The following is a 20215-nucleotide window of genomic DNA, read 5'->3' as shown; positions in this document are numbered from 1 at the left end:
TACTCGCTACGACAAGCGCCCGGAAAACTATCTCGCAGCGGTCAAACTCGTCGCGGCAAGGATCTGGTGTCAGAGTTTATGAGTCGACGGCCTAGCTAGTGACGCTGCCTCCTACACAATCAGGCACGACGGCAGGGGGTCGCCAAGAAGGAAAGGGGCCGGTTTCCATGTTCGACATGCGCTCCGGCCTTTCTGGCAATACACTTAGGGGATCGATGCGCGCCCAAAGCCTTACGCAGCGCTTCCGGTAGATCCATCCAGACCGATGACCGCCGCCTCCGGTTCGCCTTGAAGGTGCCGATGAGGTTCACATGGGGAACCGGCCTCAGCAAATTGCTCTCGATGGCAGGGGTGCTCGCGAACCCGGCTAGACTGGCTGTGACAAGTTCTGCCGGGGATTGAGGCCTCGAGCGGTGCCGTAGCCGACGTCTGACCGGAACCCTTCATTTCAAGCATGGCTTCGCAGGACGCATCGACAAGCACAGTCAACTGTTCTGGACAGTGGACTCCCTGCCGGTAGACCTCGATGACAATAGCCGCAAGATGGAGTCGATCGGCTTGATCTTCGATGGAATGCTTTTGCGCGACGTGGTTCAGGACTTCATCACAGATCGACAAATCTTCCGATGTGAGTGCTTCGTCACGTTGTCGCATCTCTGGCTCCATCGTCGTTCGAAGTTCGCGCTTGGTGTATTTCAAGGCGGGCACCCCGAGTACTCCGGTGTCCGACGGGCTGGGGACGTGCAAGACTATGCAGAGTCGGATCAACATGAACAGTCGGACAAAGGTCCTGACGGTGACCAAACCGAAGTCTGACCGCTGCCGGACTTAGGTCCGATGTTCAAGCGCAACACCAATGACGTATTACACCTGAGGCGGGAGACATCCTTACCAAGGGACAATACATTTAACTGCAATGGGAAGAAGATATGAAAAAGCTCGTTATCGCGGCGCTGGCACTGGCGACCACGTTGTCAGCGTCGCCGGCATTCTCTCAGATCTACTTTGAGTACGGCGCGGGGCCTCGCTACCACGATGATCCACCAGCCGCGCGGGACTATCGGTACTCGCCTCGCTATGTGTACGATGACGACTATGACGGCCCGGAAAGCCGCTATGCCCAACGCTGCTGGACCAGGAAATACTACGGATACCGCCATGGGCACCGGGTGGTACTATACAGGAACGTTTGCGACTAGAGGCGCGCTCGAGGCAAACAGCATCTGTTTGCGTCTTGATCGTCCGATGGCTTGCGCAGCGTCACCCGTTGGCACGCGACGTTGCTTCGCGTTCTATCGCTTTCCGCAGCTGCGGGGATCGGAAACAATAAAACTCAGCTGCCGATGGGTTGGTTTCAAGGATTACGCTCATTACCAACCGCCTTCAACCTTTCCAGAAGGGGCTTCGTGATGATGCCGAACAGCTTGGGATCATTCAGTGCCCGCGCTGACAACATCGCGCCATGGACGGCCGCCATGAACAGTTGCGCTTCCTGACCAGGTGTATTGGCGATGCGGAATACCCCTTGATCGGCCCCTGATTTCAAAACGCCCGCCAACCACTCAGCCAACCGCTGGAAATGTGCACGCACCCGCGAAGCGATGTCATCTGGCAAAAGAGCGATCTCACTGGCGAGCATGGCACAGACGCAGATCGGAGCCGACGCGTCCTTGATGCATTTCTGCCAAAAACTGAGATAAGCCTCAAGCCGATCCAGCGGGCTCGGAATGCTCTTGTCCAAGCCATTGAGGCCATCAGATGCTTGCCTACGGTACTGATCGACGAGAACTGCGACCAGCTCGTTCTTTGTCGGGAAATGATGATGAATACTAGCCTTGCGGATGCCAATGACGCCTGAGATGTCGGCGTAGCTGAAACCGTTGTAACCGCCCTTCACGATGAAGGACTGTGCGATGTCCAAGATCTTTCCAGCGGTCGAAGTTGTTGTCTCCATAGTCATCCCTACCTATCGGTAGGCAGGTTGTCAAGCATGAAATACGATCATCAAAGGTTTGACATAAGGAATGAATCATCCTACTAGAAGGTAGGCCTCGGCATTGGAGCAAAGCATGAAAAGCCAGAAAACCCGGCAATCCCATTGGTTGCGATCGTACTACTACGTGCGTGCGTCCTTCTCGATCTTGTGGGTTTCTCTCGCAATCATCACTGCCGACAACCAAATCTGGGCATTGGGTCTGCTCGTAATCTATCCAGCATGGGACGCCGTCGCGAACTTGGTCGATGCTAGCTCAAATGGCGGATTCAAGGCGAATGGCTCGCAGACCCTCAACATTCTCGTCAGCACGGCAACGACGGTAGCGGTAGTCGTGGCAGCGTCAGAAAGCGCATTCGCAATATTGGCCGTATTTGGCGTCTGGGCGATCTTTTCTGGTTTGCTTCAGCTTATGACAGGTGTCCGGCGGTGGCAGTATCATGGTGCCCAATGGGCGATGATCCTGAGCGGGGGCCAGTCGTGCCTGGCTGGCGGGTTCATGATCACGCAGTCGTTAGGTGCTACGCCGCCATCGATTCTTGACGTCGCGCCCTATGCGGGATTTGGTGCGTTCTATTTTGCGGTTTCGGCGATCTGGTTGACCGTTTCTAGCCGTGGGACGGCAACTTCCGCGATTTGACTGCGGAGCTCGATCGAAAGCAATCGCGTTGACAGGATGACGATCGCGCTCTCTCACTGGCAATGCTTGCGGTCGGCAGTGCAACTGCGATGGTTTGGATGACTGGGCTTTCGCTCGCGCCTAGACGACCGATACCTTTATGTCGACGCCGGTGGTGCCGCGTATCGATTCCCACTCCAGGATATCGTTGAGCTGTTTCCGGTTGGTAACAGCATTGAATCAACGTCCAATTCGCCAGTGAGAAGTGCGGTCCTGAATCAGAATTACAATTCAAGCAGCGGGGCGGCGCCCGCCAAGCCCCCTCCACTTGTTAGAGGGATCAATATGGAAATCGAGGCTAGCCGCTTTCAGGCGAGCTGAGAAAGCGGGAATGCCCGTTGAGAGGTCCATGGACTTCCAAGCATGGCTTGAGAAATGGGTGCAGGGTGAAATCGACATGAAAACGCTGCGCAGTCGCTACATAGCGATGCTGGGCAGACGCGAGGAAGAGCGAAAAGCTGCGTTGCTGAAAGCGCCACGGTCATCTCCCGCGTAGTCAGCTGCCGCCAAGCTATACAGCGGGGCGTGGCTTCAAAAGCTACGCTCTTTCCTTTGAAGCCGCCGAAGGCTGTCGAATATCGCGGGGAAATTAGGCGGGGCCTCTCGTCTTGAATATAACTTTCTTGCTCATTATATACAAAGCATCGACTTTTGCTTTTTGAGCTTTGCTTTGCGTTACACGACGCAGCTGGCGAACCTTTTCTTACAGACATCGATCATTGACTGCCGATGGCTCTCGTCGGGCAGCGACCAATCGTGCGATTGAAAAGGATAATCGTCATGAACACAGGTATCGTTAAGTTTTTCAACACCACTAAAGGCTTCGGCTTTATCCAGCCTACGGACGGCAGCAAGGACATCTTTGTTCACATAACCGCCGTCGAGCGCTCAGGGATGAGTTTCCTCTCCGAAGGGCAGAAGATCAGCTTCGACGTCGTCGAGGATAGCCGCTCGGGCAAGAGCGCCGCTGAAAACCTGCAAGCTGCCTAAGTTACCCATCGGCCTTTTATCAGGGATGTACATCGACCGAACCTTCAAAGGTCGGGTCTCCCTTCCTTTCCTCGTTTTCAGAGATAGTGATCGAATGAAAAAGACAAATGCCGACCAACAAATCCAGCGGGCTCTCCGCCAGGTAAGGAACACCAGTGGTGGCGGTCACCTTGGCGGAACGAATTTCGGCCAAGCGTACGATGCGAAGACATCATCTGCCAGAGGCAAGTCCGACGCTGGGCGTAGAAATTCCCGCAAAACTTGATCGCTTGCTTGAGGATGCAGATTTAATGGGAGTGAGGTCATGACCATCACGAAAGAAGCGTTTTTCAACCCTGCCAAACTTTCTGACTACGCGAAAGCGACGCAGGTGAATTCCACGGTTCGCAATATTCTCGAAGCCGAAGCTGCTGAAAGAGACAAGAAAACGCAAAAGCTTAGGGCGCTCAGACTGGCGCAGCCTGTCGTAGAGCCGTCCGAAGAAAGGAAGCCCTAGAACGCCCGCCGCCAAATCCCTTCGCCTTCCTGACCACGGATATACTGGCACGGAGACGAGATGGAAGCACAGTGGAGCCGGATTTGTGTCCGGCTCTATTCTGTTGTTTAGGCACGTCAAAACTAAGGACGAAATCCCAATTCTGGGAGCCAAGAAAATTAAAGGAGACCGTTTCTGATTGCGAAAGAGAAAGTCAGCGCAAATTCCCAAGCCATTTCGGTGGAGTTGACACCGTCTCAGGCTAAAGCCTTGAAGCTTGCCAAGGATGGCGACTTGCATTCCCAAGATGGCAAGGCCTGGACACATCTTAACGCTGCCATCACTTACGCAAGGTCACACCGGTTTAAAGAGCGTCCAATCAAGGTAAAAGTCGGTCACAACGGCGACGGTGGAGCGGCTTAGGGAACTTGACCTCCTTCACACTCTCGATCGACCCGATGGCGCGGCGTATTCGCCTCACGGGAAGTCTGTCGCGCGCGACGAGGGCGAGGGTGGCGTTTGACGGCGAAGTCGGTTGCCAAAGCTGCGGTGCGTGCTGCTCATACTCATCCGAGTGGCCCAGGTTCACCACGGAAGCTGATGACGATCTGGTTTTGGTCCCCGGCTACTACGTGGCAGCTGATCAAGGCGGCATGCGCTGCGAAGGCTCGCGATGCTCCGCGTTGGCGGGTGAAGTCGGCATAAGCACGGCATGCCTGGTCTATGAAGTTCGGCCAGATGTCTGTCGAGCTTGTGTTCCTGGTGATGATGCTTGTGAGACCGCGCGGGCTAAATTTGGTTTCTAGCGAGCGGGCCTCAGGTTCTTCCCGCGATTAGCTGTAGATGTGCACCAGGCAATGGGTACTTTGCTGTACGTTAGGATTCACTTGTAAGCTGATTTACTTGGCCCCGCCTCGGAGCCTTTTTTGTTTATGCGCCGCTCTTGCTTGATCGATTGCCTCTATCTGTTCCACCGCCGCCTCCACCCGCGAAACGCGAAATCAACTTCCTTGAACCTCTCGCAGTACAACCAAAGATATCGCTTTTACAAGGCAAGATCTAGATTGAAACGGAACATCTCCCAACCGTATGTTCAATGAACAACGCGGATTACCGGAATTCCTGCTTCGTCTGCAGCCCGAATGAGTGCCTCACGTGCTTCATGCGCCGTCAGCTTGCCGTGGATTGCGTCCAGACAAATCTTTACCGCTTCCATGTACTCCTCGCCGTCGTCAGATGGCCAGTCACCAATGAGAGCTTCCGCAGCCTCCCTAAGCGAACTCACAAGTCTGTATTTTTCTCGACCACCCACTACAAGCATCAGGGGAGCGAAAATATCGCTTCTGTGCCAATTCATTACAAAAGCCTCCTCGCGGTAAACACATTAGTAACCGTGCAAGAAGCGTTCCACCCTCAAGACATTTGGCGGTCAGTTCGAACGCCTCTGGGCCCGGAGCTCGGGCTTTGAACAGGCCAACGTTGGAATAGCGTTCGAGATGGGGCGTCGGGGAGCCCCGATTCAAAAGAGCGTGGCCAAGGCGTCAGATCGCGCGATATCATACCCGACCTTCACACCGACACACTCAAGGTGAAGAGCATCACTAGCGATGCGGAAAGCAATCGATTGGCAGTCTAGTTGCAGCCGGAAGTGAGCTCTGGACCGGCGTGAGAATTTGCTACCTGGCACACTAATTTGTCCTCGCAGCGCCGCCCGTCCTCGACAACCGGTGCGTGGGCAGGTTCCGGTAGAAGCGGACGATTCACCAACTATCAACAGGATAACCACAGCCCAACCAATTCAAAAGGAATAAAACTCTTACTTTTGGGCCACTTCTCCCTGGACGAGGTTGGGAGAAGGCCTGGAACACATTAGTATCTGCTGATGTTCTTGGGCGCTGGGTAGCACACGAGGAGTGGGCGGTCGGCGCAGGTCTTGTCGGCCGTCCGCGCCCTCGCAGAGGAAGTATCCATGACCGCGGTAGGGGCACGGAACTTTTCCAAGAATTGCACGTTTGCCCGTCGCTTGAGCCAACGGGGAGATCGTCATGTCAATCGCCAAGTGGGAAAAGCCCGTCCAAATCTCGGTGGGCTCGCGAGGTAGCGAATTCGTCACGAGCGCCTTCGACGCCGTTCTCTTTTTGAAAGATAGCTGGGAGGACTGTGAAACGGTGTCCTTCATCGAGGCGCGAAACGCGTGCCGAGGTGCACTCGCCGGTCAAATCGACACCGAGGTAGCGCGTGCAAAGTTTCTGGAAGCAATAGGGGCGGCCAATATGCACGTGCACTAGCCAAGGCTTGACGGGAGGGAACCTTGCCGTCGTAACGCGGTTGCTTGTTGGAGCGAACCCGCTGCGCCCGTAGGTGATTGCCGAGTGATCCGTCCTTGCAGAACTGTCGCGCAAGCCCGTGCTGATCATTTCAAGGCTCAGCTCCACGACAACAGACGCAGGCCACACTACCCCCTGCTCCCTGCCGAGCAGCTTTCAAAAGCCAAAGCCGATATCACCCACCATTCGCTGGAAACAGGGCATGGCTTGGCACCCGACAACTTCGATCTTACGCTCGCACGCTCTTGGCTCGAAGCGAATTTCTACGCTGACGAATTGATCATGTGACTTTGTCGGATTAAACTTGGATGCCTTTTAAAGCTATGCGTTTAGGGCATTACTAGCATCGTTAGTTGGCGCTGCAATGGAATGCAGAGGCCACCGAAGCGAACGAAGCGCCACGGACTGGCAGCCGGTAAATGGGATTATCACGGATGTAGCACGCTCGTTCACTAATTAGCGCAAGTACCATCAGGCGGTCTGAACTCGGCCGCATGACGAACCGCGGCATGACGAACCGCGAACTGCGCTACCTCGGCATCGACCGCGCGGACATCCGCAACGTCGCGAAGGCTGCATCTACCCGCTAAACTGCCTCGTCGGCAGCATTGTTCTAACGCTCGCTTCAAGACGGGTGCTTTTTTTCATCGGCGCGGTCTACCAACGTTCATTCTCGCGGCCATCGCTCTGCAAGCGCGAACGCATCGAAGCGACCGTGCGCTGCGGAGCGTCTAGAATTTTCGACAGATTGGCGGCACGCATCGCAACCGGAGCGCGTTGGAATTTCGTGCGCACGCTCTCGATCGTTTTGGCAACGTTGATGCTTGTTCCGATCGGAAATGCAGGATTGGTGCTGTGCCAAGCATTGGGTACCGTGATATCCGCCGGAATGTCAGGGCGCGAATTCAGGGCGCCAAACCAGTCCCACTCACCCATTACGTCCACGACATCCCTGAAAAGCGAAGGCATCCCGACTTTTGCGCTGATCGTGACGATCCGCGACCGTCCGGAGAGTTGCTCGGCCAGGTCTGGCCGCTCATCGACAATTGCGTAGAGCGCCTCGGAGAGAACAAGATTGCCTTTGGAATGCCCAACAAGAAAACGCGGCGCAAATCGTTTGTCCTCGAGCAACGAGATCACAGTTTCGGTATCCTGGCTTGTTCGTGTCCACAGGTAACCATGCTCAAGCTGTTCTGTGCTGGAAAACATCTTCGTGAATGCATCGATGGGCTCAAATACATGTCGGATGCTGTTGAGCGCACCGAACCAGAAAAAGCCACCGAGTGCTTCGGTCAAAACGTCCGCCAATCCGTATCCTGAAACAACAGCGGCAACGGGTTCGCCAAGCCCGTCGGCAACATTTCGCGCGAACGCGGCGGCTCCGAGCGCAGAACTACCGACGCCAGCGATTGCCAGCGCGTTGGCGCTGTCGGAATGGCGTAGAAAATCCTCAGGCGTCAAAAACACCTTGAGGCGACCCTCTCCCGAAGGAGGCACAAGGATGACGGCTCCTTCCCGAGCCAGCCAAAATGCAACGTCGGGGATTTCTTCAGGCGTCACTGCATTTACATCGTAGAACACTGCGTCGAGAGTGGCGTTCCGTCGCTGTAGCGCGTCAAGCGCCCAAGTGCGGAAGGGGTTGTCGGCAAACTTGGCCGGTGAAGCCAAAGCGCGTTCGATTTGGACGTCTGCAATTACTGGCAAGGTATGCATGTCAACCTCCCAATAGTGTTGCATTGCAGCATAGCTCGGAATCGGCCTTGCGGCAACGAGATCATGGGCCCCAATTGGAGGCGTAAGCTTCGGTTCCCATCACATCAGGTCTTTTGTCAAATGGATCATTTGAGTGGCATTGAATTCCTCCTTAGTGGGCGGATCCATGGTTTGAGCCCATAGCAACTACCGATCCGTTCTCGAACCTATACAACCTCATATGTGGAACGGCCCGCGGTGCAAGGGGCTTCTCAACCGATTTATCCACGCGGACGGTGCGTTCATATGTACGGCCTTTGAATGCGGTACATGACCACTGGCCTCGATGAGATCCGCGGAACGAGGAGCTAAATCACATCCACGCACTTTGAAGTGCACTGAGGTTGACGGCTTCGTTCGTCCGGGATTTCGTCCCATGGGTTCATCGTTTGCTTTTGCACCTTGCTTCTGCCGCCGACGCCGGTCAGATCAGTTCTATCGGCTCACTACTCATCCGGCCTGCAATGCATCCGAGGTTAGATCTGAAGAATCGTAGATCCCGCCCTTGGTTAGTAGTGCCCAGATGATCCGAGCCATTTTATTAGCTAACGCGACCGCAGCCACTTTGAATGGGCGCCTGGCAAGTAGCGCTTTCAGCCAAGGCCGTGCCTTCTCACTTCTGCGCGCGATCCGCAGAGCTGAGGTCGCGCCGAGGACAAGAAGAACACGGAGCTCGGGATTGCCCATTTTAGAGATCCTGCCCAATCGCTCTTTGCCCCCACTGGAGTGAGGCCTAGGGGTAAGTCCCACCCAAGCGGCGAAGTGGCGACCTGACTTAAATCCACCGGGATCCGGAACCAAGGCTTTTATCGTCGTTGCCGTAATGGCACCAACGCCTGGGATCGTCGTCAGCCGACGCGCGGTCTCATCGCGCTTTGCTTCGATGACAATAGTGCGTTCGATCATTTCAATCTGAACAGCCAAGGCGTCGATCTGATCCACGATGGCCGTGAGGGCGAAGCGTGCTGACGTTGGTAGTCGGGTGTCTTCGACATCTCGAACAATATCTATCAAGGCAGCGACATTAGGAACGCCCCCGGCTGCAATGATACCCAATTCCGCCAAATGCGCTCTCAAGGCATTTACCGACTGCGTCCTCTGTTGCACCAGAAGAGCACGGGTCTTCAGCACCATCGCATCTGCTTGCTGCTCGGCGGTCTTGATGGGGACAAAGCGCATGGTCTTGCGGATCACCGCTTCGCTGAAGGCTTGGTCGTTGCTTGAACGCCAGAAAGGAGAGACCGTTCCATGAACCAAGCTAGCACAATCGGGTTGGATTTAGCCAAACACGTCTTCCAAGTTCACGGCGCTGACAATGAAGGTTCGGCCCTGTTCAATCGGAAACTGGGGCGCACGGAAGTGCTGCGCTTCTTCGAAAGGCTGCCTCCGTGCCTGGTTGGCATGGAGGCATGCGGTGGCGCGCACTATTGGGCGCGGGAGATTGCTCAACTTGGTCATGATGTGCGTCTCATTCCGCCGGCTTACGTCAAACCTTTCGTCAAGCGCGGCAAGACGGACGAGGCCGATGCGACGTTTTTAGCACTAGATGCTGTCGGAGCGGGCCGTTCCACCTCATCACATCCGGTCGCCGCAGGGCCGCTACTCACCCATGATGGAATCTCAAGAATCCATGATCTCCAATGCCAACATCTTGCAAGAGCACAGGTCAGCCTCGACCGGGATGCGCGAGAGGCTTTCCAATGTTAGCTGCAAGAATCACTTGGCCTTGTAGAACCAACGGGCAGCGGAAACCCTTATCGAAAAACTGGAAACCGACTTCAGGGCGTGAGCGGATGGTCGCGGAAGAGACTGGCTGGCCGGATCTACCTAGCGGCGACCCACCGCCTTTGGATCTTGCTTAGCAATCGTACACATGCTCCCGACGCGGCGAGGTGAGGTAGGTGCGAATTGGTTGAATGGAAGCACCTAATAGCCCGGATAGACCGGCCAAGCGTACCGATGGAAGATTCTCTCGAACATCGGATCGGTGTCTCGTGCCCTTAGATTTGCGTCTATAGCGCCCAAAAACAGCTATTTTGGCCCGTTGATTTGCGTCCAGTTCCCTTTAGAAATGCGTCTAACGAGTAGTGTTGCCTTGCGGTTGTATTTGCGCGTATTCACGTTTTTAGATTGCGCCTTCGGAATTGCCAGCAGCTGGCCCATGCGAAACGCCTTGCAGTTCAGCTCATGAGCCGGAGTTGACAGCAGCGCCTAGCACGAGTCGCGAACCGCATAGCAAGCTTCTCAAATCGAGATGAAATTCGACTCGGTGACGGCCTTTGATCGATTTATGGCTGAGACCTGGGGTGTCCAAGCTCGGCAGCTAAGTGATCAACCTGATGTTCAAGACGCCAATTATCGGGACCCATTTGCTCCCTGAGTTGGCCGCGTTACGGAGTAACTAGTACTCCACAAACGACAGCCGATCTAAAAAATCGTGCTCGTGACTTTGTAGCTGACAGGTTGGATCACCGTTCGAGCGCCAGCTTGAGATGGATACGAGGAGGTGCGTGCCGTCCTCGCGTGCGTCATTGCAAACCACATGGAGATGCTTACGGTCCGGATCGTGCGATGGTCCGGACGGTATCAGAAGCGTACCTCTCTTGAACATTCCGTCAATGAACTCGAATCTCGTCGAACATCGAGTCGATATATCGATGATCTTCAATTGCTTCGACCATTTCTTCCGCGTTCTCCATCTTCATTGCTTTGAAGATGCTCAACAAGGTTATCGGCTTGGATGTGTCACCGGGGTCTTCCCACTCCGGTATGTTTTCTTTCTGGTGGGTCCACCTTACGAGCTCCCACGTTCCCATTCCCCCAAATCGCTTCCAGACGGCATCAATCGCCTCGATCTCACCCGAACTGAGAAGGTCAAGTTCGTCCTGGCCCACGTCGCGTGCCAATCCGATTTTGTGCTGCGCCCGGTCGGACAACAGGCTTTTCCATCCCTCGGGATCAGGCCCAGCTTCGCCATTTATTAAGCGGTAGGTCGTGGAGTTCACCGGACCATGCTTCATCGCGACACGATTTTCATCCAGAATTGGGAAACCCCATCGCCGAAGGAATTCCCGATCACAGAGGTATACGAGCTTTACAACCTTTACGATGTCCATTGTCTTCGCCTTGCTCCTCAGCAGGAGCAGGGCGATTACTTGGGCGGCCTTTGTTGGATTATAGCTCATAACTGCGCTCTCGCCTCAACCTCGCGGTTGGTTCTTCTCGTTTGCAACTCTACTACAATATAGTCGCGATTCTGCTAAGAGCAAAAAATGCTGGCTCGCATTGGCCTATGGACCTCGAAAACTGGCGCAGCCCCGAGGGCAGCGCGAGAGCCGTTTAAAAAGGCCTGCGCGCGCTGCCGATTTTCCCTCTTTGGCCAAACTCTGAGCTGCCCACATGCAGATCCCACTGTCTTCCCATGGCCGTCTTTCATGTCTATCCCTCTAACCTCCTTTGAAGCTAAGACAGATTAACGGCCGGCACAAACCGCCTGGACTTGAGGGTCAAACTCCTGTCACCTGCAATTTCCTCCGATTCGGCACGGCTTTGTATGCCGCCGACCGTATAGGCGCATTGTCGCACCCACCAGGCAGCCTGCCGGTTAACACCAGACGACGGCATTCTGCGCTCGACAATGTTCTGAACGGCGGGACAGGTTGTCGTCCAATGTGCAACGTAGTCCTCTATCTGTTGCTGCAAGGGAACCGCCGTGTGGTCAACTGGGCGTTTTCGTCCTCCATATCCTCGCCCTGGATGAATCGTATCCCAGGCTGATTTTAGCTGTTGCCGTCGCCCCTTGCCGGGCATTTTATTGCCAAACCCGCGGATGCCATAATTCCAGATAGGTCGGAAGAATTCGCAAAGTGCGCTCTCTGCCGTTTCGATTTCGTCAGCCTGCAACTCGATGTAGCGCACACGAAAGTCGCGAAGCCGGAGATTTTTCGCAGACCGGATGGAAATGAAATGAGTGCGCAGTCTCCGAAACAGCGCCCCCGTGCGCTCATTTGAACTGCTCGCGCTTCCCGCTTTGCCAACATAAATGGGGTAGGCCAACCCTCCTTGTTCACTGAAGACCTCTGCGCCTCCGTAAAGGGGTCCTTCTCCCACATGATAGATGGCATAAACGCCTGCGCGAATTCTGCCTTCGATGGTCTTCGCCCTCAAATCTGCAGCCTTCGTCAATGGTATCGCAGCGCATCCCACGAGCTTCTTCGGATATTTTTTTCCTTTGGTGGAAAGCTTCGAGCAACCTTCCTCGGATTCCTGGCGGTTGGGAGAAACAAACTTTTTTGATGACATTTTTAATCTGACGCAGCGGTCAGTCCCTTACTGTCACCAATTGTGGATCCGGAATTTTCGCGACGTCAATCGCGTGGTCGTGACTTTCGTGAATCTATTTAAGCGGTCATCTTTGTGCGCCGATATCTTGTTCGACAGGATCAGGAGACGCTCCCAGAAAGTTCCGTTCGCGATCATGGCAGCGCACGTGTCGTGCCGTCATTCTCAACATGCGCGCCGGAAAACAGGGTTGCCTCCCGCGAAGATCCGTAATTGAATTTAAATCAGCAAGGGTCGTTGGGACGCACTAGATGGAAAAATTGACGGAGTTTGGAGAACTAAAGTACCTCGGGGATCTCGTCGATGAAATTCTGGAGCACTTGGCCGCTACCGATAAGGATTACAGGGCGAGGGTGGCCAAAGCGCTGTACGCAAGCTTCACTAGCGACAGCGATGTGCTGGACGGCATCAAGGACGTCTTGATGGATTCCAACACCCACGGTCGCGTAACAGCGCGTTTGGCGTCGGAGCTCCTGGAGCCCACTTTCATTTACCAAGGAGACAGTGTCGTTTCCGTGAATCGCTCCCCAAAGCGCGCTTGAACGTCGACTATGCTCGAAGATCGCTGTACAAAGACGCGCTCGCGTACCCGAAGAGGGCGAATTCGTTCCGACTGCCGAGAAAAGTGGGTTGACCTTTCCAAAGTTCGAAACTCATCATTTTAGAAACAGAGATGGTTGGGATTAAAAAGATGAGCGAACTTTTGAATGCGACAGTTAATCGCCTGGAGGTCATGCGGGCCGACACCGAGCTTCTTGTCCACGCGTTTGCCGGCGCCGTTGTGCTAGCGGCAGCAGAGGATGCGCGAGCTTCAGCAGCGATCAACTATGACGACAAAACCACGCTCGACACCCAACGCAAAACAGAGGATGCTAAGGTCGCGCTGCAGCTCGCGTGGCGTGAAGCGCAATACCTTTCAAACGCTGTCACGGAACGGCTGGATGTCTTTCGGGACCTAGAGGTCCGCTTGGCTAAAAACGGTTAAGACCCCGTCGATGGGATCGAGACGGCTTCTGCCGTAGCAAAGCCTCCTTGCGCCGCGGCAGCGCCCAGCTCACGTCAGCGGCCAGTTTCCCTCGAGGAGAGCGCGAATGTTCGCGCTCAGCCGTTTGATTTCCAGCCGGGCGACCGTACTTTGTTGGATAGGCCCGAGCTCTTCCGACAGAGCGATAATCCGAGCTGCTAGAGCGTCCGCGGCCTTCGCCTTGTCTAGGATTGCCGGGACAAAGGCATACGGGGGCATCAGCCCGCGGTTTGCGGGGTTGTCGGCAAGGTGCTTACAAAAGCTTATGAGGATTTTCTCTTCAACGCCTAGACCCTGATAGACGCTCGCAGCTCTTCTGCCACTCGCCGATGTACCCTCCACAATTCCAACGTCCTTGAAGTGTTGGCTAATGAGCCCCGCGAGTTCGCGGACGAGTTCAGAAAAGTCTCCCCGCATTTGCGCGATGACTCGGTCCTCCTCCTGGTGTTTGAGAATGCTTGTCTGCATGCCGACAAACTCTGCCTGCTTCTTTGCTTCCTCTGCCTGCTGACGCATGACCTCGCGGTTTTCCTCAAACTCCAAACGTGTAAGCCGCAGCTCCTCGCGCTGCTCGGCGAGCTCTTGCGATTGGATCCAAACGGCGGCGACGAGCCAAATAAACGCGATCGGTGCGAAGACACCCGATAGGAAAGTACCCCAGTCCGCGGCGCTCATGCACGAGTATGACCCTGTCACGCCGCCACAGGATTCGGGATGAGCGTACCAACCCACCAGCGTCGCGGCCAAAAGGATCGCAGCTGTCAGGAGGCCTGCGAAAATGATACTTCTCGTGCGCCCCGGCGCTCGCGGACTTGTCGACTGCATTCGTATGCCCTCGAAACTGTGCCGTCCCATCATTGAGCAGCGCCTTTCTTATGTAAATGGCTGTCCGGCGGCACACTGTGTGGGAAGGGACAAGGCAACAATGCAAACCATCGCCAGAGGCTCGCTTCGGTGAAAATCCCGAGCCTCTACACCAGCAGGACCCACTGGAGAAACGGGACGTCCGATAAGGGCTGGCGGCGCTGGACGCTGTTCCGGCGTTAGACGGACGCGCATGGGAAGCCGATCCGGACGCCGCCGAGACGGTCGGTCGCTTTCTTCAGCCCAAGTCGAAAGCCTTGCCACGTCGCTGGCGCTTAGTGATACGTTTCCTCTCTGCCGGAAGCGTGGCTCGCGGTGATGAACGAGAAGCTTGGTCCTCCGGGACCGACAGAGTGTTCACCGGGCGGTGGCAGATACCAGCGCGTCGTGCGCCCGGAACGCTTCACATTCCAACGCATCACCGTTCGTCCAGGCTTTCCAGTCGCTGATTTGAACGATGACTGTTTTACTGTCCGGATAGATGTGAATGAACTGACCGTCGCGACCAACGGCCGTGAAATCAGTGCCCTTTGTCAGCCACCAGAAGTATCCGTAGTTCAGTGGGCAGTCGGTTTTCTGATACTTGTTATCGGCCGCGATCCCGTTGTTCGGGTCTGAAGAAGGTTTTGTCGCCAGATCGAACCAGGCTTGGGGCACGATCTGGCGGTCCGAATGGTCCCGACCCTGGTTGAGAACAAACAAGCCGAACCGGGCGAGATCACGGAGCGTCGCCTTGAAGCAGCATGGCCCCACGGCCAGTCCGGTGTTGTCCACACCCCACGTTGCCCGCTGCTCGGCACCGATCGAAGCCCAAATCCCTTTCTCGAAAAAGTCGGTTAAGCGGGTTTCGCCGAGCATACGATCTGCGACCGCAGCCGCGATGGCAGCGTCCAGCGCGGAATAGTTGAACAAATTCCGGGGCGGTCCGGAGCGCAAGATGAAACGGTGCGCGAAGTCGATCACGCTCTCCGTCATCCCGGTGCGGACCTGCTTGTCGAACAGCACCGCCCCAGGGAAAAAGCCATACCATCCGTATTCACTCCACCAGACGCCGGATTGCATGCGAAGCACCTGATCGACTGTTGCTCGACTGTAGCCACTGGGAATGGCATTGGCCAACTCAGGAATGTATTGAACCACTGGTTGACTAAGCTCAGCGTCGAAGTCCGCTCGTGTGCGAGCGCCGCGCTTGACGGAAAGGACATGTCCGAGCAGCGTTGAGGTGATTGACTTCGTGACCGACGCGATACCATAGAGTTTTGTTGGGCCATTGGGTGGGGCTTCGTCATCCCGGCAAAATCCTTTCTCCTCGTCGTACTTCTCAAAGGTGAATGCGTCCGCTTTAACGACGATCAAGGCGCAGACCTTCGCGCGCGTCATGAAATCCGCAAGGTGGCATGTTGCCGGACCTTTTCCGTCGCATTGATACGTGATGTCGCCGATCTCCTGGCCGCGTGGGAGGTCGACGGATTGCGGTGGTGGGTGAATTGTCGCGTTCTTCGCGGATGCCGGTAGTGGCGCGGTCAAGAGAGAGGCCCCGATTAGGGAGGCGGCGAGGCGCCGAAACACCCACAAGGCGTTTCCGCCATACCTGTATTCTTGCGCAGTTTTGCTCTGTGATACCTTGATCTCAAAGGGCATCCACACGTTCATTGTGAGCTCCGATTTCGCAAATCCGCGTTAAATACTGGGAAACCGAGGTAGAAGTGATCTGCCAGCTGTGACGGCTGGGAAAATACCTCTACCCCAAGATGTTAAGCGATTGCCGGGCTCTGGCCTCCCAGACCCTGGCTCCCTGAGCGACGGCAAATTCGATTGATTTTCGGAGGAAACCCTCGGCATCGCCAAGACGGCCGGCCTTAATCTCCAACTCTCCGCGTAACCGCAAGAGTTCCGCAGTGTAATAGTGCTCGCCGGTTCGTTCTCCAAGGGTTAACGCTCCCTGGACAACGCTCCTAGCTTCGGCAAACGCACCCACTCGAAGATAGCTGTCCGCCAGTACGCCGAGGTAACATGTCTTGTCGACTTCTTGTTCGCCCATGTTGTCGCAAATGTGCTGCATCTGCGCGATCCCGGACGAGTCATTGCTGGCGGCAACCTTCGCCCAGCCGGAGAAGAACGTAGCCATCTTCAGCCAAAGCTGAAATCCGTTACGTGTCGCAAGCGGTATTAGTTCGTCTACCAGTCTCTGGAGTGTAGCAGTGTCCTGGCGGAGCGACATCAGGATGCAGCCGTTGCCAAGGCAAGCGGCGACGCGATAATCCACTTGGCCTCGCGCCTCCCGTTCCGCGTCTAGGAATTGCTCCAACGCTTGGTCTTCCTCGCCGAGCATGTGCAAGGTCCAAGAGAGATAGACCATGGCCATGCTTGGAAAATCGCTGCCGATCTGGCCAGCGCTGCCGCTATAGGAGAGAGCGACCTCCAATGCCTCACGGGCTTGCGGAAATCGACCTCTCACAAACGCGCACATACCGCCGAACTGGAGTCCGAGCACCAACGCCTTGATATTGTTCTCCCTGCTGCCAATTCCCCTGAGCTGCTTGCTTGCCCATTCCGCGTCGGAAAACCGCGCGGAGTTGAACGCGGTCCCGAACAGGCCGTCGAGCGCGTTGATCGCTGCAGCCGTATCGCCGACCGTTTCGCTGAGCGTCATGACATTTCTATAGGCGGCGTTGCCCTCTGCCGTTATGTACCCGTACGCCGCGTAGAGGACGTCGCCCCGTTCGAGCTCCAAGGTTAGTTCCTTTCGATCGCGAACTTTAGAGGGAGGCATTCTCCTTACGCACTCGAGGCCCTTCTGGAACATGTTCGCGGCTTCGACCTTCGCCCATGTTGCGGCCAGCTTTCTTCCTGCGCTCATCCAGCAGTCAGCGGCGCGCTCGAAAAGGCTCGCCTCATCATAGTGCTGGGCAAGAATTTCGGGGTGTTCGACCACCGTTTTTGGTTCGATCAGTTCGATCGCCTGCGCCACCAACGCATGAAGTTGCCGACGCCTGTCACGCAATAATGCGCCACACGCCGCTTCCTGAAGAAGGCTGTGAGAAAAAGTATAGCGCGGCCAATTGCTGAAGGGTTGCGGGGCAACGAGACCGACATCGACCAATTGGTCTATTTCTGGGCGTAGAGTTTCGGCCGTAACGCCAACGACGTGGGCAAGAGTGTTGAGATCGAACTCTCTCCCGATCACGGCCGCTGTCTGTGCGACAGTCTTCGCCCGGCCGAGTTTGTCGAGGCGGGAGAGCAGTGCTGACTGCAGGGAAACGGGAACGTTAACCCGCTTCTCAGCTCGATCCGGCCCGTGATCCGCGACCTCAGTGACGTCATCCAATGTGGACCGCGCAAGCTCCTCCAAAAACAAAGGCACACCCTCGGCTTTGTCAAGGACCTTGCTGGCGACTTGCAGATGGAGGCCCGCAGCTTCCGCCAAGCTCTCGATCAGTTCACCGGATTCATCGCGCGAAAGTCTCGTAAGTTTGAGGTGTTGGAATTCAGGAATACTCACCTCCAACGCCGGTTTGTTGCGAGAGGTCACGACAAGGAGAATAGGTGCCGAGGCAACGGCGTTCACCAAGGCCTGCAAAAGCCTCCTCGAGGAGGGGTCGATCCATTGTTCATCTTCGACAACAAGCAAAAGCGGTCCATCGATGCACAGGTGTTGGAGCCAGCCCGAAAAAGCGTTGGTTATTGTATATTCCTGTTCGGCAGAGCCGAGCTCGGAAGGCGGAGATCCAGGCTGGTCCAGCGCCAGCAGCCGTGCGAAGATTGGATATCCGACGTGCACAGGCACCCCCGTCAGCGATAGGAAAGCTGTGAGCCGCTCCGAGGTGACGTTTGCTGCTTCGCCATCCGATATTCCCGTTTCTTGTTTGAGGAGCCGCAGGAAAGGATAAAGCGCGCTGTTTGAGAACGCCGGCGAACATTGAGCGATGAGGGCCTTCGTATCCCCAAGGCGCTTTTGGAGTTCGAAAACGAGCCGTGACTTGCCGATGCCCGGTTCTCCGCTGATCGCCGCTACATTACCGCGCTTGTCAAGCATGACCTGACGCCATTGAGCCGCCAGACGGTCAAGCTCCGTCTTCCTTCCAACCAATCGGGTCAGCCGCGATTCCCCGGAAAACCTGTACGCACTCGCCAACGCCTTAATGGGCTGTCGAACGTGGATGGGCTGTGGGAAGCCCTTTAACGTTCTGGTGCCGAGATCCGAAAACGCGAAGGTGCGGGCAGTTGCATCGTAAGTGTTTTGATCAACCAGGATGGTATCCGGTTCCGCCAGCGTCTCCAGCCTTTGCGCAAGATTGGGGACGGGCCCGAACGCGACTGTTGAGACGCCCGCCGGAGCGCCTTCAATATCCCCTACAACCACCAGACCCGTGGCGATGCCAATCCGCACGTGAAGTGTCGTGCCCTCGGGAGATTTGAGTTGCGACACCGAGGCGAAAATATCGAAAGCCAGCTGCAACGCGCGTTCGGCGTCGTCCTCTTCGGCTGTTGGGTATCCGAACAACACCTGGAACGCGTCGCCGACGTAGTTTGCCACGTATCCCCCGTGGGACTTAGCCAGCGCACTGCAACGCGCGAGGTACTGTTGTGTCATATGGCTGAAGTCTTCGGGATCAAGGATCGCCGCGAACTCGGTCGACCCTACCATGTCACAAAAGAGAATCGTCAGTTGACGGCGTTCAACCGGATTTCTTCTATCGGTTTGCCGTGGTGTCCGCATCTCAGCAATGGCGGCAAGAAGCTTGCGTCTCGGGCCCGTGCGAATTCTCATTTCGCGTAGATCGCGCTCGGTTAGAAGCGGTAAGCTTTCAAGGTCGATCTGGGAATGTTCGAACTGGTCACCGAGATTGTCCAGCCCGATATCAGCCAGCCATCGCCTGATGTCACTCATCGCTGCTCCATCTAATTGCGTAGCTGACGGGCACTACCAGAACTTGCTTAGTGTATTAGTTGAAGCTACTCTACCCAAAGCGGTTATTCAATGATTTCAGGCATGCCTTCGAGATATCCGAGGGCGAACAGAGCCGTGCAGATCTACGAGGCTTGGGATTGGGACGGGACTGTAAGCGGTCCGATCCCTTTGTGAACTCATGGAGGGCGCTATGAATTCGTTTTTAAGAACTGTAGCCTTGGTGGCATTTGTTTTCGTTGGCATTTCTGGGGACGCGTGGGCGCAAGCCAAACAGTGTCCGTCCCCGAGTTTGGGAGACGGAGACCAGTTTTTCAACATGGCAAACCTTGCCATGCCGACAGCTGACGAACGGACCGCGGTTGAGGATTTTATATCCCGGTATGCTTGGCTGATGGATAACAGAAGGAAAGACGCCGTAGGTGCTCTGTTCGCCGGAGATGGCACGTACTTGCTGTGCCAGCTTGGCGTCGCAGAAAGCGAAGTTAACGCGGTCGGAAAGGACGTTGCGGAGGAGCTCGACGCGTCGTTTAAGAAGCTCGAGGCAGAGAAAAAACGGGCACGGCGGTTGTTTGGCAACATCCTGATCCGGAAGAATATATCTGATGGAACTTTTGAGGTGCTCATTTCCTCTGTCGTCTTTACCCAAGTAATAGCCACCCAAGCGCCCCCGGAAGTCGACTACATGGCCACGCTTTACGCGACGATCGCGGAAGATCCTTTCGGCACGGGGCTCAAATTCCGATCCCTTACAGTCGTGACTGATCCGCAAGGGATCCAGATCAGGGCTCGATAGGTTCGCTCGGTTGGCGGATGGAAAGAAATCGTGGAACACCCGCGGTGGCCGATATTCGCAATTTC

19 protein-coding genes and 4 pseudogenes are annotated in these 20215 nt (G+C 55.7%); 12 read left to right on the top strand and 11 right to left on the bottom strand.

Annotated elements, in window-relative coordinates; all coding sequences use genetic code 11:
* Positions 1 to 82, top strand: a pseudogene (locus FHT77_RS23030) (IS5/IS1182 family transposase); the annotation flags it as partial.
* Between the two features lie 149 nt (positions 83 to 231).
* Here the strand turns inward: FHT77_RS23030 and FHT77_RS31540 are convergent.
* Together FHT77_RS31540 and FHT77_RS23020 are read right to left on the bottom strand one after the other, a co-directional pair.
* Entirely contained in the window at positions 232 to 699 is a 468-nt protein-coding gene (locus FHT77_RS31540) for a hypothetical protein (RefSeq protein ID WP_246720098.1), read from the bottom strand.
* Positions 700 to 1354: 655 nt separating this feature from the next.
* Positions 1355 to 1954: a TetR/AcrR family transcriptional regulator gene (locus FHT77_RS23020; protein WP_183757158.1), complete on the bottom strand. Its 600-nt coding sequence runs from the start codon at positions 1952 to 1954 to the stop codon at positions 1355 to 1357.
* A 115-nt stretch (positions 1955 to 2069) separates the two neighbouring features.
* Between FHT77_RS23020 and FHT77_RS23015 the strand changes: the two genes are divergently transcribed.
* The gene (locus FHT77_RS23015; RefSeq protein WP_183757157.1) at positions 2070 to 2633 is read left to right on the top strand and encodes a DUF308 domain-containing protein; all 564 of its coding nucleotides are present in this window, start codon (positions 2070 to 2072) and stop codon (positions 2631 to 2633) included.
* Positions 2634 to 3452: 819 nt separating this feature from the next.
* Positions 3453 to 3662, top strand: a complete 210-nt coding sequence (locus FHT77_RS23010; RefSeq protein WP_183757156.1) for a cold-shock protein — start codon at positions 3453 to 3455, stop codon at positions 3660 to 3662.
* A 19-nt stretch (positions 3663 to 3681) separates the two neighbouring features.
* On the opposite strand, the gene FHT77_RS23005 is transcribed toward FHT77_RS23010, so the two are convergent.
* A complete protein-coding gene (locus FHT77_RS23005) occupies positions 3682 to 3855 on the bottom strand; it encodes a hypothetical protein (RefSeq protein ID WP_183757155.1) in 174 nt (57 codons plus the stop codon).
* A 111-nt stretch (positions 3856 to 3966) separates the two neighbouring features.
* Here FHT77_RS23005 and FHT77_RS23000 point away from each other — a divergent pair, with 111 nt between their 5' ends.
* The 3 genes and pseudogenes from FHT77_RS23000 to FHT77_RS22995 all read left to right on the top strand — a co-directional run bounded on the left by FHT77_RS23000 (position 3967) and on the right by FHT77_RS22995 (position 4943).
* The gene (locus tag FHT77_RS23000; RefSeq protein WP_183757154.1) at positions 3967 to 4158 is read left to right on the top strand and encodes a hypothetical protein; all 192 of its coding nucleotides are present in this window, start codon (positions 3967 to 3969) and stop codon (positions 4156 to 4158) included.
* A 213-nt stretch (positions 4159 to 4371) separates the two neighbouring features.
* Positions 4372 to 4660 (top strand): annotated as a pseudogene (locus FHT77_RS32080) (hypothetical protein).
* Positions 4650 to 4943: a YkgJ family cysteine cluster protein gene (locus FHT77_RS22995; RefSeq protein WP_183865146.1), complete on the top strand. Its 294-nt coding sequence runs from the start codon at positions 4650 to 4652 to the stop codon at positions 4941 to 4943. Before FHT77_RS32080 ends, FHT77_RS22995 begins: the two are co-directional and overlap by 11 nt.
* Before the next feature lie 287 nt (positions 4944 to 5230).
* Here the strand turns inward: FHT77_RS22995 and FHT77_RS22990 are convergent, their stop codons facing one another.
* Positions 5231 to 5494 carry a DUF982 domain-containing protein gene (locus FHT77_RS22990; protein ID WP_183757153.1) on the bottom strand — a complete coding sequence of 88 codons (264 nt, stop codon included), beginning with the start codon at positions 5492 to 5494 and terminating at the stop codon, positions 5231 to 5233.
* 688 nt (positions 5495 to 6182) lie between these two features.
* Between FHT77_RS22990 and FHT77_RS22985 the strand changes: the two genes are divergently transcribed.
* Together FHT77_RS22985 and FHT77_RS32075 are read left to right on the top strand one after the other, a co-directional pair.
* On the top strand, positions 6183 to 6425 hold the full coding sequence (locus FHT77_RS22985; protein ID WP_183757152.1) for a DUF982 domain-containing protein: 243 nt from the start codon (positions 6183 to 6185) through the stop codon (positions 6423 to 6425).
* Between the two features lie 466 nt (positions 6426 to 6891).
* Positions 6892 to 7054: pseudogene (locus tag FHT77_RS32075) on the top strand (DUF1127 domain-containing protein).
* Positions 7055 to 7121: 67 nt separating this feature from the next.
* On the opposite strand, the gene FHT77_RS22975 reads toward FHT77_RS32075, so the two are convergent.
* Both FHT77_RS22975 and FHT77_RS22970 read right to left on the bottom strand, forming a co-directional pair.
* Positions 7122 to 8177 (bottom strand): hypothetical protein, encoded by a 1056-nt coding sequence (locus tag FHT77_RS22975; RefSeq protein ID WP_183757151.1) that lies wholly within the window; start codon positions 8175 to 8177, stop codon positions 7122 to 7124.
* A gap of 489 nt (positions 8178 to 8666) precedes the next feature.
* Positions 8667 to 9473, bottom strand: coding sequence for an IS110 family transposase (locus tag FHT77_RS22970; RefSeq protein ID WP_246720096.1), 807 nt, complete (start codon positions 9471 to 9473; stop codon positions 8667 to 8669).
* On the opposite strand from FHT77_RS22970, the pseudogene FHT77_RS22965 reads away from it, so the two are divergent.
* A pseudogene (locus FHT77_RS22965) lies at positions 9465 to 9758 on the top strand (transposase); the annotation flags it as partial. The gene FHT77_RS22970 and the pseudogene FHT77_RS22965 overlap by 9 nt on opposite strands.
* A 1073-nt stretch (positions 9759 to 10831) precedes the next feature.
* Here the strand turns inward: FHT77_RS22965 and FHT77_RS22960 are convergent.
* Together FHT77_RS22960 and FHT77_RS22955 are read right to left on the bottom strand one after the other, a co-directional pair.
* Positions 10832 to 11401 (bottom strand): Panacea domain-containing protein, encoded by a 570-nt coding sequence (locus FHT77_RS22960; RefSeq protein ID WP_183757150.1) that lies wholly within the window; start codon positions 11399 to 11401, stop codon positions 10832 to 10834.
* A 277-nt stretch (positions 11402 to 11678) separates the two neighbouring features.
* Entirely contained in the window at positions 11679 to 12518 is an 840-nt protein-coding gene (locus FHT77_RS22955) for an Eco29kI family restriction endonuclease (protein WP_183757149.1), read from the bottom strand.
* A gap of 290 nt (positions 12519 to 12808) precedes the next feature.
* On the opposite strand from FHT77_RS22955, the gene FHT77_RS22950 reads away from it, so the two are divergent.
* Both FHT77_RS22950 and FHT77_RS22945 read left to right on the top strand, forming a co-directional pair.
* On the top strand, positions 12809 to 13099 hold the full coding sequence (locus tag FHT77_RS22950; protein WP_183757148.1) for a hypothetical protein: 291 nt from the start codon (positions 12809 to 12811) through the stop codon (positions 13097 to 13099).
* 149 nt (positions 13100 to 13248) lie between these two features.
* Positions 13249 to 13542 carry a hypothetical protein gene (locus FHT77_RS22945; protein ID WP_183757147.1) on the top strand — a complete coding sequence of 98 codons (294 nt, stop codon included), beginning with the start codon at positions 13249 to 13251 and terminating at the stop codon, positions 13540 to 13542.
* A 69-nt stretch (positions 13543 to 13611) separates the two neighbouring features.
* On the opposite strand, the gene FHT77_RS22940 is transcribed toward FHT77_RS22945, so the two are convergent.
* The 3 genes from FHT77_RS22940 to FHT77_RS22930 form a co-directional block, all read right to left on the bottom strand.
* On the bottom strand, positions 13612 to 14256 hold the full coding sequence (locus FHT77_RS22940; RefSeq protein WP_183757146.1) for a hypothetical protein: 645 nt from the start codon (positions 14254 to 14256) through the stop codon (positions 13612 to 13614).
* 546 nt (positions 14257 to 14802) lie between these two features.
* On the bottom strand, positions 14803 to 16098 hold the full coding sequence (locus tag FHT77_RS22935) for a serine hydrolase (protein ID WP_183757145.1): 1296 nt from the start codon (positions 16096 to 16098) through the stop codon (positions 14803 to 14805).
* 88 nt (positions 16099 to 16186) lie between these two features.
* Positions 16187 to 19336: an adenylate/guanylate cyclase domain-containing protein gene (locus FHT77_RS22930; RefSeq protein WP_183757144.1), complete on the bottom strand. Its 3150-nt coding sequence runs from the start codon at positions 19334 to 19336 to the stop codon at positions 16187 to 16189.
* A gap of 337 nt (positions 19337 to 19673) precedes the next feature.
* Here FHT77_RS22930 and FHT77_RS22925 point away from each other — a divergent pair, with 337 nt between their 5' ends.
* On the top strand, positions 19674 to 20150 hold the full coding sequence (locus FHT77_RS22925; protein WP_246720094.1) for a nuclear transport factor 2 family protein: 477 nt from the start codon (positions 19674 to 19676) through the stop codon (positions 20148 to 20150).
* The last annotated feature ends 65 nt before the right edge of the window (positions 20151 to 20215 follow it).

Source organism: Rhizobium sp. BK181 (assembly GCF_014193305.1).
GTDB lineage: Bacteria > Pseudomonadota > Alphaproteobacteria > Rhizobiales > Rhizobiaceae > Rhizobium.
Note: the sequence above shows the minus strand (reverse complement) of the source record. Positions and strands in the feature narration are given on the sequence as shown.